Raw genomic sequence first — 15,539 nt, 5'->3', positions numbered from 1 at the left:
AAATTCAAGCTGCTTTTCATACAATTACAAAAACCACAAGTTGGTTATTTTGACCACTTATTGGTATTGATTAACTTAACCAATTACACTCACCTTTTTAGTCCTTTAATTAACATTAAAATTCACATGTTACTTGATGGCAAGTTTATTGCTCTTTAGATGTTTAACCCTCACCTTTTTAATTATATTTAGCATTGATAGAATGAAAATAAATATATATAAATCAATAAATTGTATTTTAGTTAGATAGTTTTTAACGTCTATTTAGCAAAAGGAGTTACAGTGACAATTGATACATTATGGCTAATGTTTGGCACCATTTTGGTGCTTATCATGCAAGCGGGCTTTCTTTGTTTTGAATCGGGGCTGACCAGAACTAAAAATTCAATCAATGTTGCCATGAAAAACTTAGCCGATTTAGTCGTCACCTTCATGGTTTGGTGGGCTGTAGGGTTTGGGCTTTCTTTTGGTGACTCATGGAGCGGTACATTAGGCACTAATTATTTCTTTGTTACCATAGATGAAAACTCACCAGAGTTGGGCAGCTTTTTCTTATTCCAAGCTATGTTTTGCGCCACAGCGATCACTATCGTCTCTGGTGCTATTGCAGAAAGAACTCGATTTTCGGCCTATTTATTTATCGCAGTGATTGTCGCAGCCCTTATATATCCTATCTTTACCCATTTAACCTGGGGCGGAGCTTTAGGTGGTGAGCAAGGTTATTTAGGCCGTATTGGTTTTGTTGATTTTGCAGGTTCCACTGTGGTGCATAGTTTAGGTGGCTGGGCATCACTGGCTGCCATATTAATTATTGGTCCAAGAACCGGAGTGTTTGAAAAAGGACGCCAACATATATCCGCCAGTAACCTTACTTTAGCTACCTTAGCTATTATCTTGTTTATCATAGGCTGGATAGGATTTAATGCCGGCAGTACTTTAGAATTCAACAACTTAGTGCCGACGATCATAGTCAACACAATTATGGCCGCAATGGCTGGAGGCATTAGCAGTTATTTACTTAGCATCTTTGCTAAAAATCAGTATGTGCAAACCAGCGTTGCGCCTCTTAACGGTATAATCGCAGGATTGGTATCTATTACAGCTGGCTGTCATGCCGTTGGACAACCTGCCGCCATAGTTATTGGCGCTGTGGGTGGTGTAATTGTTTATTATGGTTCGGCGTTATTAGCGCGTTATAAAATTGATGATGCCATTGACGCGATTCCGGCTCATTTATTTGCTGGAATATGGGGTACGTTAGCAGTAGCCATATTTGCTGATCTATCCCTGTTAGGTACTGGACTGAGCCGTTGGGAACAGTTACAAGCACAATTAATTGGGATTATAGCCTGTGCAATTTGGACGTTTACACTGACTTGGTGTTTATTAAAAACAGCTCGTTACTTCTTCCGATTACGTGTCACTCCCGAGCAAGAAGAGATAGGGTTAAATGTGTCAGAACATGGGGCGCGCACCGACTTAATTGACTTTTTGTTAACTGTAAATGATGCCAATGTAGATAAAGACTTATCCAAACGTTTACCCGTTGAACCTTTCACTGAAGTAGGACAAATCGCACAAAAATACAATCAATTAATGGAACGTGCTGAAGATGCCGTGCAAAAAACAAAAACCATTATTAAAGACGTTCAAGCTGGCATATTAACGTTAGACAAAGACGCAAATGTCATTAATGCAAACCCTGCAGCAAAAGCGATTTTTGGCATTACCGACAACCATCATTTCCCTTTACCACTAAATCAGTTAATTCATCGACAAAAAGCATTAGCGTTGCCACAACAAGTTAATATTACACACTTACCTTGGGTTGCTATTTTTGACACCATTGAAACCGTTTCAGTCGAAGGGGAATTAACAACATCAAAAGAACCTATATTTCTCAATATGACTGCGTCGGAGAGTAGCCATAATCAAGGTGAAACTATCTGTTTTGTGCACGACATTACGTTACAAAAAATAGCCGAGAACGACTTATTTCAAGAAAAAGAAAAGGCCAAGAAAACCTTAGACTCCATAGGCGATGGGGTTATTTCAACCTCTCCTAACGGAAACGTGCAATACATTAACCGAACCGCCGCCAAACTTACTGGTTGGTTAGATAAAGATGCACTTGGCAAACCTTTACATAGAGTATTTTGCGCTGTTGATAAAATCACAGATCACCCTAGTGACCAATTAATTAAGCTGATAAATCAAGATAAAAAAACCATTATCACTCAAAAAAGCCAACTATTGTTTAGTCGCAGCGACGATGTATATGCCATACGTTATACCGCCTCCCCCATTTTTGATAAAGACAACAAACTCTCGGGTATTGTTATAGTGTTCCAAGACATAACTCAATCCCAACAAATACAGTCAAAGTTAAACCATCAAGCAACCCATGATCCGTTAACCGACCTATTTAATCGTCGTGAGTTTGATATCCGACTGCAGCATGTAGTGAATGACGTTCAAACTCATTCCAACATTGAACACAGCTTAATCTTTATCGATTTAGACGAGTTTAAATTTGTAAATGATATTTGTGGCCATGCCGCAGGAGACACTTTATTAAAAGACGTCAGTAATATAATGAAAGAAACCATTCGTCATCAAGACACCCTAGCCCGATTGGGCGGCGACGAATTTGCCATCATATTACACGACTGCCCTATTGACCGAAGCTTGTTAATAGCAGAAAAGATCAGAGAGAAAATAGCTGAGTACAAGTACATTCAAGACAAAAAAGAATTTAGAGTCACCACTAGTGTTGGCGTAGTCGAGATCAATGAACAAACAACCAACGTGCAAGACGTATTAATTCAAGCTGACTCTGCCTGTTACACCTCTAAAAAACGAGGCAAGAACCAAGTCTCCGTATTCAAAAAAACAGATGCAGAAATAGAACAGATAAGTGGAGACGCCCATTGGGCAGGACGCTTGCAAGGTGCTATTACACAAGAAAATGGGTTTGAACTGTTCTTCCAACTTATTACCCCTTCTACAGCACCTATTGCAGGACAAAAACCGCCATTGCACTTTGAAATCTTAATCCGCATGAAAGAAGACGATGGATTAATCATACCGCCTAATGCATTTTTGCCGGCGGCTGAACGTTATGGCTTAATTCACAAAATTGACGCCTGGGTCATTTTCCACACGTTTGCATGGTTAAATAAACAAAGAAAAATACTGGCTGATCATCAAGTAAAATGTGCCATCAACTTATCCGGTAAATCCATAGATAAAACCGAGATCATCGAAGAGATCGAAATTTATCAAAAAGAATTTAACATTAATCCGGCAGATATTTGTTTTGAAATTACTGAAACGGCCGCAATAGGCAGCATTTCAAAAGCGTCTGCGTTTATCGAACGATTACGAGCAGAAGGTTTTAAGTTTGCCCTTGATGACTTTGGTGCTGGCTTATCTTCATTTAACTATCTTAAAAACCTACCGGTTAATTATCTTAAAATTGATGGCAGTTTTATAAGAAACGTAGATAAAGACCCACTTGACCAAGCAATGGTCAAATCAATGGCAGACATAGGTAAAACATTAGGCATTCAAACCGTAGCTGAGTTTGTTGGTTCAAAGGCCATAACAGATTACTTAATTGATATAGGTGTGGACTATTTACAAGGTTTCCACTTTCATAAACCAGAACCGCTAAATAACCTAACGGACTTAGTAAGGCATGATCGATTAAGGAAATAATTTCATTACTATGGCGCTTTTAATTAACTCTATTAATTAGCTCAAATATTTAGCGCCTTAACTAAGGTGTGTGTTTTTGTCTAAACTGAAAACTGGTTATTAATATTATTTCCCGTTAACTGTATTTTTGAACGAGTTTACACATCAACACCTCTTACCAATAAATAACTTATTTACTAAACAGCAGGCTTCCATATACTCACGATTTTTAACTTCTGTTAAAATAATCCAGTCTTTTCATTCTGATGTAGGTAGTTGTTAATATGCTTGGAAATCGTTTTGACAGTATCGACCTAAAAGGCGATATTTTTGGTGGTGTTACTACTGCAATAATCTCTTTACCCCTTGCGTTAGCCTTTGGTGTCGCATCCGGAGCTGGCGCAGAAGCGGGTCTGTGGGGTGCTATTATGGTTGGCCTTTTTGCCGCTCTTTTTGGTGGCTCTTCAACCCTAATTTCAGAACCAACTGGCCCTATGACCGTGATTATGACGGCAATATTAACCAGTATGATGGCCAAATATCCTGAGACTGGCGTTGCCATGTCATTTACCGTGGTCATGATGGCCGGTGCTTTTCAAATATTACTCGGTACACTTAAGTTAGGTAAATACGTAACCTTAATGCCTTACAGCGTTATATCCGGCTTTATGTCGGGGATTGGCGTCATATTAATCATCTTGCAACTGTCACCCCTTTTAGGTCACTCAGCACCTTCTGGCGGCGTACTAGGCACCCTATCGGCATTACCAAACACACTATACAATTTTAAATTTAGTGAACTGTTCTTAGGTGCACTAACCTTAGGGATTTTATTTTATTTTCCAAAACATTATAGAAAGTACGTACCAGCACAATTAGTCGCGTTAGTTGTGGTTACGCTTATCTCAATCATATTATTTGATACCGATACCATTAGACGAATTGGCGAAATCCCAGCAGGTTTACCGTCACTGATCATCCCTCATTTTAACGCCGACATGTTTACCATTATGGTGATTGATGCTTTAGTACTAGGCACATTAGGTTGTATTGATACCTTGTTAACCGCCGTTATAGGCGACTCACTGACTCGTAAGGAACACGACTCTGACAAAGAGTTAAGAGGACAAGGTTTAGCCAATATGATCTCAGGTTTGTTTGGCGCGCTTCCAGGTGCAGGTGCCACTATGGGCACAGTCACCAACATCCAAGTGGGTGCAAGATCACCGTTATCCGGCATAGTCCGTGCCGGTGTACTGGCGTTAGTCGTGATTGTGGCCGGTGGATTAACCGAACCTATTCCCATGTCGGTATTAGCTGGTATTGCGGTATACGTTGGTTTTAACATTCTAGATTGGAGTTTTATACAACGGGCTCATAAAGTCAGTATTCATGGTATGGCCATCATGTATGGCGTTATGTTCTTAACCGTATTTGTTGACTTAATTGCAGCTGTTGGTTTGGGGGTGTTTATTTCAAATATCATCATTATTGAGAAATTAAGTAAAGAACAAGCACGTAAAATCAAAGCCATCAGTGACGCAGATGAAAATGACGTGCCTTTAACCAATGATGAACGCCAATTGTTAGATAAAGCCAATGGCAACGTACTTTTCTTTTATCTGTCTGGGCCAATGATATTCAGTGTATCCAAAGCAATTACACGCCAACATTCAAGCATATCGGACTATCAAGTTATGATTTTAGATTTAACCGACGTGCCCATGATAGATGTCACGGTTGGCTTAGCATTAGAAAATGCAGTTAAAGATGCATTGGACACAAATTGTGAAGTCATTTTGTTGTGCGAACATGTACAAACTCGCCAACAATTAGAGAAATTTAATATCTTGCAGTTAATTTCTGCAAACAGTCAATTAAGCAGCAATGAATTTAAAAACAGAAGTGAAGCATTACAAGCTGCGCTCGAACACGTAGAACGCAATAATTAAACTAAACAGCCAAATATATCTGGCATTGAATTTAATCCGCTAGTTTTTTGCACTAGCGGGTTAAGCTATCAAAGTCATGCGCAGCCTAATCACTTAAATCAAGTTTAAACACACCATAGAGCAAGTCATAATCTTCTGAGTAATCAGGAAAACTGGCTATTTTTTGGAAGTTTGGCTTTAACGCAACCTCTGTATCATTGACGTATTCAGTAAGCCACTTATCCGTCAAACTTTTCTTCCATGCGTCGGCCAACACCACCCCATAAGCAGATTGCGGAAGAACAAATTCTCTAACATCACAAACCGCTTTAAACTGTTTTTTTAGCGCTGCACTGTTGAGCTTTTTGATATCCAAGTTAATTGCATCAAAATTACTCATAATCGCAGCGTTTCTTTTTGCTTCTATAAAAAGCACAGTGTCGTTGGTAATAACAACAGCATCTACAAACGCAGAGTCTTTTTTGGAACTGTATTCAGGAATATGGAACTCTTGGCAGATAATGGCATTAGGATGGCTATTTTTAATCTCAATCAAAAATTGGGTGGTTAAGTTTCGTTCATTCAGTTCGCCACCCTTAGCAAATGGACGAAACGTCTCCAACATACGGCCATAATGTTGAGCGGTTCTTTTAATGATAGATTCTAGTTTTAGCGGCTCATTTAGTTTTACTTTTACATCAAGATTCATTTATTACCCTTAAGGTGCATATTTTGATTTCTTACAACCACTCAATAGTTATAAGCTATGAAATGAGAATTAACTATTACAAAGTGCATAATTTTCTTAAAGGTTTAGGCCTTACTGCACAGACTCAATTTGTTTATTGTTAATACTGTTTAACCTTACTTAGCTGAAATATAGGTTTCGCCCTTACGGCAAGTTTTCTTTTTGCAACAGCCCAAAATGTAAGCGGTTAGTAATAATGAAACAGAGCGCCGCCCGCCACCCAATATTTGTTTGAATTAAATCGAGAACAAGATCAAAAGCAAGACAATTAAAATGCAGGGCGTCTACTAAACTGATTTGGCTTTTTCTTGGACTGGGCACTGTAACCTTAAAAAACAAACCCACTTGTACCGCTGTTGATATAAGTGGGTTTAGTAAACTTTAAAGTCCTGTCAAATTAAGTTGGGGTTTGTCTGATTGACATCATTACCTTCATGCTCAGTAAGCGTAAAAATATATTTTAGCCCTGATTCAATATTTTCAATATCCATACCAGCAAAACCAAGTCTGATAAAGCAGTCTTGGCTATGATTTCTCTCTATTAAAAACTGCCCTTCTTGTTGAATGAAAATGCCATTTCCTAATGCTTGTTTTGCCAATTTCTCTGCACTTTGGTTTACCTCTACCCACATTGCCATTCCACCGTCTGGAACGGTAAATGATTTCACCTTCCCAAGGCTTTGGTAATAGGTTAACTGCTGAACCATAAAATCACGTCTTTGATTATAAACCTTTGTTGCCTTTCTTAAATAACGTTCAAAGTCTCCAGCTTTCATCCATCGTGCAATCGCATCCTGCATTGGCACATTAACTTTATGATTTATGATGGTTTTGTAATTTACTATCGCCTTGCTTAATGTTTTATCCAACGCCATAAATCCAATGCGTGCTCCGGGAAACATGACTTTAGAAAAGGTCGACAAATAGATAACCAATCCATTGGGATCATCACTTGCCATAGGCGCTAACGGTTGACATTTATAATGATATTCGTGGTCATAATCATCTTCAATAATCGCAATATTATGTTCACTCGCAATACGATAAATCGCATGACGTCGGCTCACTGGCAAAGTCACCGTTGTGGGATATTGATGTAGAGGCGTTAAATAAATCAGCTTAATGGGTTTGCTGTTTTTTATTTGCCGCTCAATAGCTGCTTCAAGCGCGCTTGGGATCATGCCTTTGTCATCTTGTTTTATAGACACAACATCGGCTCCAGCGCTTTTAAACGCTTTCCATGCTGGTTCATAGCCCATTGCCTCAGTGGCGACACTATTTTCAGAACACAGTAATATCTGCGATAAAATATAAAGCGCTTCCTGTGAACCATTGGTGATCACTATTTCACGATTAATAAGCGACCTTGCACGGCGAAGGTATTCTGTAATTTGCTCAATTAATGGCAAGTACCCTGCGGTATTACCATAATTTAATTCATTAATATTAGGCCGACTAAACGCCTCGCTGGTGTAGCTTTTAAATTCATTAAACGGGAATAAAGCAATATCAGGCAAACCACCTGCAAAGTTATAACGATAATCTGGCTTTACTTGCACAGCACTAGAGTCAACCGGTTTTGTAAACTGCCAGTTGAAAGATGCTGTTTCATTAGTATCAGTCTCAGTTCCTGTGGCAATACCGGCAGCGCCTTTCACCTGCTGTGAGCTATTTACAGGTAAATCTTCTGCAACAAAATAGCCTTTGCGTTGTTGGCTCACAATCCAACCTTGTGCAATTAATTCATTAAACGCCGCCATAACCGTATGGCGATTGGTATTTAATTGCAAAGCGAGTTGCCTAGCGGATGGCAATTGCTCTAATGGCTTTGCTTTGCCACTTTTTATCGCATCACGTAATGCTTGGCTAATGATCAAGTATTTTGGCGTTTTATTAACGCTGTCATCTTTAAGAAAAGTTGAGTTTGCTGTCAAATTAAGCGTTTTCACTGGTCTAGTAATAAGTTTATTTCTGGTTGTTTTAAACATACCAGACTGAGTAACAATACACACAATATTTACACAAAAAAATTGATTACTTGAATACGATAAGGTGACTAACAATGAAGACAGCTATTAACAAAACGATGAAACAGCCACTGCCTATTACACTTTCTAATGATGTTGTGACATTGATACCAATGACCCAAGAATACGCTCATCAATTTTACGAAGCAGGTAAAGATGAAGCGACTTGGCGTTGGACGCCACCATTCCAATGTGAAACTCTGGAAACCGCTAGGCAATGGATTACCGAGTCACTAATCCAAGTTAAAAAAGGCGAGCAAGTCATGTTTGGTATTATTGATAATGCCAGTGGCGCCTTTGTTGGCAGTACGCGTTATTGCAGTATTGACATTGCAAATAGCGCACTTGAAATCGGCTTTACTTTTATTAACCCTGCATTTCAACGTAGTCACATCAACAGCAATTGTAAACTGCTTTTATTAACTCACGCATTTGAAGATTTAGGCGCTGTTCGTGTGCAATTACGAACGCATGAAAACAACCAAAAATCACGTAATGCCATTGCTCGCTTGGGCGCAACATTTGAAGGGATATTAAGAAGCCAGCGTTTATTATCAACGGGCGAATACCGCAACACCGCTTTATTCAGCTTATTAAAAAATGAATGGTCACAAGTTAAATTAACCCTACAGGATAAAATAGCAAAACATGCTCAAAAAGCTGCCTCCCAAGAAACGGAGACACATGCAGAGCTTGATGAACAAGTTACATCAATAATAAAAGAATTCCCCTTAGCACAGATAATGATTGCAAGTAATGATAATTTGCACGACCAAATCATTTATTTACCCGTACGCTTAGAACAAAATCAAGAGCAAAAGAAAAATGTATTAACAGGCCATTTATTTATCAACAATAAACTGGTTTGGTTATTAGAAAATAACGCTAAAGTCACCGTTGTTTTTCAAGGTGATGATGCTTATATTTCCCCTTTAATGCATGACAAAATCAAAGTGCCTACGTGGAATTATCGCCGTGTTCATATAACAGGTCACTTTCGCTTTTTACCGCCAGAGCAAAACAAACAACAAATGACATTACAAGTAGATGATTTAGAGACCGGACAATGGTCTTTGGACGCTCAGCCAGAGCAAATGATCAACGGCATGTTAGCCAATATCCGCTGTTTTGAAATATCTATTGAACGAGTTGATACAATATTCAAACTCGACCAACAAAAACCTTTAAGCGTTAAACAAGCAATTGCAGAGCAGCTTATAAAACAACATAAAGCATCACTAGCAAAAGCTCATTTACCAACTGACTAACAAAAATGTAACCTGAGCCACCTTCTTTAAATAGCAAATTAGATGGTGGCCTTTTTATTTAGCCTTTAAACATAGCTTTAAACATATCTTTGATGCTGGGTTCTTTGCCATACATGTTCATGCCCATTTTAAACACTCTGGCGGCCACAATTCTAAAGTAATAAAAACAAAGACCGCTTAAGGCTAACGACAATATAGGTTGCCAAACCGGTAAGTCTACTAGTGACATTCTCACTGGCATCACGGCAAATGCAGTAATAGGTAAATAACTTAACAAAATAGTAAGCACACCATTTGGTGAGTCGATTAATAGAAAGGTGATAATAACTGGAACTAGAGGTAGCATCATCAACCCGCTTTTACCGCTATGGTTAGGATCATCAATCGCAGATGCAACCGCAGCCATAAAGGCGGCACAAATTGCTAAACCTGCAATAGCAAAAGCAAATAACCAAGGTAACAAAGCCCAATTGATAATAGTTAAATCTACTGGCTGTTGTTTAATGATCACTGAGAAAAACAAAAAAGACAAAACAATGGAAATTAACGTGGTGACTATAGTCTTTAAGGCAAATAAGATCTGACCGAGTAACTTTCCATCAATCCAAGTTTGTGGTGTCATTGTCGCCATTAACTGCTCAGTTACCCTATTTTGTTTTTCACCGGTAATACTGACAAATAACTGCCCAAACACACTAAACACGGCAACAATTAATAAAAACAACACACCAAATGCAGTAATAGTCTGATTGTAATCTGCGTCGTTTTTTAATAAATCATCCAGTATTTTATGCTCAATATGAATAGGCGTACTTAGCGCAACTTGTTGTTCAGCGGTTAAATCCAGTTGATTAAACCTGATGATATTAAGCTCAGAACTGATAAGAGAAACAAGCTGATTTTGCCAAGTAAACTTTTCAGCTGTAATTAAAGTTGGGCTTGAGTTAGCTTTTATCGCCTTCTCATTTTTCTTGTCAGTCGCTTGGGCATTTGGGATATTAGAAGAATTAAGGCCATTAAAAACCAAAACCGCATCAAAACCATTATCATCGGCTAAGCCGTCAATGATCTCAGCCACATTTTCTACTTTGTTAAATTTAAATACATTGGCGTCTGCTGAAACTGACTCAATAACAAACTCTTGATCTGTGGCTATGTGATAAACATCGTCTAGTTTTTGAGTTTGTGTCGCAATAAAATAAATAGTTAACCCCACCGCCAACATAATTAGCTTGCCGATAATTTCTTGCTTCAATTTAAAAAAGTGTAAAAACTCCCACTTAGCAACCGTCCATACCTGCTCAAAGTTTGATGACGTGTTATGACTCATGATATTTCTCCCTGCTGGCTTATCTCTGCGCTTGAACCTTCTGAGCTTGAACGTTCCGTGTTGTGTGCGGCCACCGCATTCAAGTATATGGTATGTAAAGACTGGGCTTGATTTTTTAACTCAACCACTTCGCCTAACGATGCCAACAAAGGCATAAGTCCATTTAGTGTTTGATTATTTTGTAAGGTAATTAACAATTGATTGGATTTCATGGTTTCAACGGCATAGTTATTTTTTAATTCATCCAGTGAAGTTATATCGACTTGGTCTGCATACCTAACATGAATAACAGCAGCTTGTTTAGCCAGCAATATTTCCTCAAGCTCACCGTAAATCACTGCAGTCCCTTGATTAAGTAACAACACTCGGTCAGCTAATTTTTCAACCATCGCCATTTGATGAGCACTAAGTATCACCGTCATGCCTTGTTGTTTAAGCTCCGCCAAAAAGGTCACAACAAGCTCTTGGTTTATGGGATCTAGACCTGAGAATGGCTCATCCAACAATACCCATTTAGGCTGATGCAAAATGGCACTGATTAGTTGGACCTTTTGCTGATTGCCTTTTGATAAAGCTTTTAATGGTTCGTCAATGCGGTCTCGTAAACTAAACTTTTCTAACCAATGTAAACAACGCGCCTCAAAATCAGTTTTGCTTACGCCATGCAGTGTGGCAAAAAACGCTAAGTTTTGTTTCACCGTTTTTTCTGGATATAAACCTCTATCTTCCGGTAAATAGCCTAATAAATGGGAAGGAATATAGTCGTGCGTTTCGTCGCCGTCCGTAAGCGTAATACTGCCTCTGTCGGCTTGAGTAAAACCCACAAGCATTTTAACTAAAGAAGATTTACCTGCGCCATTAGGCCCAAGTAACGCAAATATTTCACCTGGATGAACCTCAAAGGTTAAACCATTCACGGCAGTAACCGATTGATAATGTTTTTCTAAACTATTGACCTGTAACATGCGCTTCCTTGAAACCAGTGTTTATTTCCTTACATTCACAGGTATATGATATCTCTACGATTAAAATCAAATACGAGGAGGTATTCCGATAAATCAATATTGCAGTTATATAATAAAAGAAGGTTAAACGCGAGGAATGGGTTTTTAAACTTTGAGTGATATTTTGAGGAAGATCAAGAAACTAAACAGAGTCACTAAACGAAATCAAAGTGATCTGACCCCATTGGTTTAGATCTGAAATCCCAAATATCACGCTTTTAGTGCATGGAACGAATAATTGTGATTCAATCTACTTCAAGTTACAAATTTTAGTTTTTTATAAAAGGAACTTATGACTAACATAGCATTCAACTCTGAAATCAGCTCAATGATAAAAACTAGATATTCATTATCATTAGCAGTTCTTCCTTTCTCCTTCATGTTTTCTTCATTCGCTGTAATGTGGCTAATCACAAAAATGTTTAGTTTTGATTTGGATAAGTCCATTAATGAGCACGAATACAGTTTAGCCTTGGTAGTATTGTTTATAGTCACCATGGTTATATTTATGATCCTATTTTATTTGTTAGGGTGGTTAGTTAACGCATTGATTTCGCGAACCGTTTTAGGCTGGGATAAAGAAAAGGTTCATAAAGTCTACTTGAAGTCAGAAGTTCCAGATAGCTGGCTGAAGGGTAACAAAACACTTAGTGCAGCGATGACAGAACAAATGGAAAATTGGAAAGAACAAAGACAGGAAGGTGTGATTAATCATGTAATTCAGAATGGCGTATTAGCTTGGGGCTTTATCATGTTCCTAGTATTGGCTGCGTTACCTGCGTTAAAAAGTGAAGAACCTTTAAATTTCTTTTCTCTATTGTCACAAGCTGGAGTTTGGGCGCTAGGGGGCGCTTTGCTTGGGTTTATAAGTTGGAAATCCAAAGAAAAACAATATTTGACGTATATTGAGAAAAACCCTCAACTTAATACCGAAATGACTACTGAACGAGTCAGTTTTTGGGCGAATACGAAACTAAACGGGTACATGATGTTAGCCGCAATGTTCGGTGTTTTCGCAACATCTTGGGCATATAACGCATTATTTAAACCATCATCTCAAAATAGGGCTGAATTTTTGAAAGAAATATCGGAAGGAGTTAATGAAAATCTACCTTTAGAACTTGATTCAGAAACTATTTGGTTTACTAGTTCCGCCACCGAAGATTCATTTACTTACTCTTATCAGCTTCCTAATTACGATAAAGAAAATATAGATATTAAAGGATTCATTGAAGCAATGAGTCCCGGTATAGAAACTGATGCATGTACATTGGAAACAACAAAAAGCTTTAGAGACTTAGATGTAATTTTGTTATACAAATACCATGATACAAATAACTCATTATTTGCTGAAATTAAAGTGGATACAAAAGAGTGTATTAATTAGATACCTTACAAGCTTAGCCAACAGAAGTTTTCTATCATTTGAGTTAGAGAAATCCACCTTAATTTTCGTTTGGATGTGATCAACTAAAAATGGGTCTCTCTTTTATTAATATAAAAGGCATCTATTCGATGCGAGTTTGTTTATATTTATTTAAAATCCAAGGCGACATAAATCCAAAGAAAATTGCACTAATCAATAACAGCGTATGTATATTCCCTGCACTTTTTATCGCCTCAGCCTGATGTATAATCAACGCATCCGCCTGAAGCATTTCTTGTCTCATCTTAACGTTTTCGGGACTAGGTTTATACTTTACTAGTTCGCCATTTTCTTCGACTACTTCAACTATTACACCGTTATCTTGAAAAAACGCAGAGGCCATCATTTTTGTTATTTTAGAGTGTTCTTTGAGGTCTTCATGTTCAGGGTTTAGAAATTCTCTATACTCGGTAAGAATTTCTGGCTTGCCTTTAAATAGTTGCCCTGTCATTGGCGGGATGTTAGCTAGCTGACTTGAGTTATAGAGCGTAAAACCAATAAAAACTAAGTTACCAGTTATAGCTATAGCCACGAATATCAAATGTTTATTCTTTCTTTTCGAAAGGAAATTATTAAGTGGTGATACGACAGCAAAAAAGCAGAATCCCCAGAAGCCAATATCCCTTACAACTCCAAGTTGCCACAAAATTTCCGATTGCTCCTGAGTAATGTGAAGCATGTTTATATCGGAAAGGTAATACTTAACCGCTGCAAGCCCAATAAGGTAGAGCGCAACACTCAAACTAATTATATTATGTAGACTTACTTTAAACACGTGGATTAACTCTCCAAAACATCTAATGAGTCACTTATAACCAAAGGGGAATTATCGCCAGCCTTTATCTCAAAAACCTTCTCAATGCCTTGCTGTGCGATTTCCGATAAATCAGGTAACTCAGCCGTTGCAATCCACTTACCTTGCCCTTTTACTGCAACTTGCTCATCTGGCTCTAGTATTCCTTCTTCAAACTTAATGTTAGCTGCGTATACACCAATATAACTTCGTGGCTGAAGTCCCATCTGTTCAAGAGCTTCTTTCCTTTTATTGTTTTCAGCCTCAGTTAAAAAACCTCCTCTATCACGTTCGTAGTCAGGTTCATCATGTGCAATATCTTCATGAATTTTCATTTGACAGTCGTCAACTCTTATAAGGGCATATTGCTCTCCACACCTAATCAAAAAGTCTTTTGAGTCACTTACAACTTTTATGGTTTCCCAAATTGTTTTCTGTTCAACATGAGTTCCGTGTCCTTTCGTTGTTACGACATCCTCTTGCCTTAGCGCTCGTGTTTCGTATGTTGAACATTGCTTTCTTGAAAACGGAGCAACTAAAGGCTCCCCAATAGACTTTAATACCCCTTGAATTCTTACGACTTGCCCATCGACACAATCATTCAGCGACTTCCGTTCAACTTCTATAAATGTACGGATGAATTTCCTCTTGCCCCAGAAATAAGAGTAAATAAAAGCAATAAGCCAAATAATGCCCATTGTTCCAGAAAAAATGATAAACAGTCGGTTGCCCATTGACTCCCAAACTTCAGCAAACCAATCAAATGTTTCAGCCAGCTCCCAACCCGCAAATATGACTATAAACATAATAGCAAAACCGCCAAAGAGTCCTAAGTAATGCGTGTGCGTTTCAGTCAATTTCATTTAATACTTTACTCTATCTATTTCTTACAAAATATAACGTGGAAATTTACTCTAATTCCCACAAACATTTAAGTCAATTAGTTGCTAGCGAATCGCAAGGTTCGCCCTGCTTTTGCTTTTTGCTCTGCTTTTCCTCCCGATTCAAAACATCTGTATTACGGCTCTGTATAAAAGAAGACTTTTCTCAAATCGGTTGGGCATGGATGCCCAATTGAGGAAAGTGTTTCACATCAGGGATGATGGGATGTCATCAAAACATGGATGTTTTATTAGATGACCAAAGGACAAATGTATTTCGGCTCTGGCATCCTGCTTCGCTCTACCTCCTCCATCCATGGAGTCGTCCGAAAATAACGTGAGAATAACGTGGACATCCACTCTAATTTCAAATACAACTAAGACAATTATTGATGACGAACCGCAAGGTTCGCTTTGCTTTTGCTTTTTGCT

11 protein-coding genes are annotated in these 15,539 nt (G+C 38.3%); 4 read left to right on the top strand and 7 right to left on the bottom strand.

The genetic code is table 11. The features are described from left to right. Positions 1 to 282 precede the first annotated feature (282 nt). Together amt and KO505_RS11055 are read left to right on the top strand one after the other, a co-directional pair. Entirely contained in the window at positions 283 to 3,720 is a 3,438-nt protein-coding gene (amt, locus tag KO505_RS17570; RefSeq protein WP_216055520.1) for an ammonium transporter, read from the top strand. 263 nt (positions 3,721 to 3,983) lie between these two features. After that, positions 3,984 to 5,651 carry a SulP family inorganic anion transporter gene (locus tag KO505_RS11055; RefSeq protein WP_216055519.1) on the top strand — a complete coding sequence of 556 codons (1,668 nt, stop codon included), beginning with the start codon at positions 3,984 to 3,986 and terminating at the stop codon, positions 5,649 to 5,651. 85 nt (positions 5,652 to 5,736) lie between these two features. On the opposite strand, the gene KO505_RS11050 is transcribed toward KO505_RS11055, so the two are convergent. Next, entirely contained in the window at positions 5,737 to 6,339 is a 603-nt protein-coding gene (locus KO505_RS11050) for a hypothetical protein (protein ID WP_216055518.1), read from the bottom strand. A 431-nt stretch (positions 6,340 to 6,770) separates the two neighbouring features. Continuing rightward, positions 6,771 to 8,312 (bottom strand): PLP-dependent aminotransferase family protein, encoded by a 1,542-nt coding sequence (locus tag KO505_RS11045; RefSeq protein WP_252731771.1) that lies wholly within the window; start codon positions 8,310 to 8,312, stop codon positions 6,771 to 6,773. Positions 8,313 to 8,440: 128 nt separating this feature from the next. On the opposite strand from KO505_RS11045, the gene KO505_RS11040 reads away from it, so the two are divergent. Further along, a complete protein-coding gene (locus tag KO505_RS11040; RefSeq protein ID WP_216055517.1) occupies positions 8,441 to 9,673 on the top strand; it encodes a GNAT family N-acetyltransferase in 1,233 nt (410 codons plus the stop codon). A 58-nt stretch (positions 9,674 to 9,731) separates the two neighbouring features. Here KO505_RS11040 and KO505_RS11035 read toward each other — a convergent pair whose 3' ends face one another. Both KO505_RS11035 and KO505_RS11030 read right to left on the bottom strand, forming a co-directional pair. After that, positions 9,732 to 11,003 (bottom strand): ABC transporter permease, encoded by a 1,272-nt coding sequence (locus KO505_RS11035; protein WP_216055516.1) that lies wholly within the window; start codon positions 11,001 to 11,003, stop codon positions 9,732 to 9,734. Beyond that, the gene (locus tag KO505_RS11030; RefSeq protein WP_216055515.1) at positions 11,000 to 11,968 is read right to left on the bottom strand and encodes an ABC transporter ATP-binding protein; all 969 of its coding nucleotides are present in this window, start codon (positions 11,966 to 11,968) and stop codon (positions 11,000 to 11,002) included. Before KO505_RS11030 ends, KO505_RS11035 begins: the two co-directional genes overlap by 4 nt. A 331-nt stretch (positions 11,969 to 12,299) precedes the next feature. Between KO505_RS11030 and KO505_RS11025 the strand changes: the two genes are divergently transcribed. After that, positions 12,300 to 13,394, top strand: coding sequence for a hypothetical protein (locus tag KO505_RS11025; protein WP_216055514.1), 1,095 nt, complete (start codon positions 12,300 to 12,302; stop codon positions 13,392 to 13,394). 121 nt (positions 13,395 to 13,515) lie between these two features. Here the strand turns inward: KO505_RS11025 and KO505_RS11020 are convergent, their stop codons facing one another. From KO505_RS11020 to KO505_RS11010, 3 genes are all read right to left on the bottom strand, one after another. Continuing rightward, entirely contained in the window at positions 13,516 to 14,208 is a 693-nt protein-coding gene (locus KO505_RS11020) for a hypothetical protein (protein WP_216055513.1), read from the bottom strand. A gap of 5 nt (positions 14,209 to 14,213) precedes the next feature. Next, entirely contained in the window at positions 14,214 to 15,089 is an 876-nt protein-coding gene (locus KO505_RS11015; protein ID WP_216055512.1) for a hypothetical protein, read from the bottom strand. A gap of 225 nt (positions 15,090 to 15,314) precedes the next feature. Then, positions 15,315 to 15,539 (bottom strand): hypothetical protein (locus tag KO505_RS11010; RefSeq protein ID WP_216055511.1); only part of this gene is annotated, 225 nt, incomplete at its 5' end.

Origin of the sequence: Psychrosphaera sp. F3M07, from assembly GCF_018860345.1 — a bacterium.
Taxonomy (GTDB): domain Bacteria; phylum Pseudomonadota; class Gammaproteobacteria; order Enterobacterales; family Alteromonadaceae; genus Psychrosphaera; species Psychrosphaera aquimarina.
The sequence above is the reverse complement of the archived record's forward strand: the minus strand, read 5'-3'. Positions and strand labels throughout refer to the sequence as shown.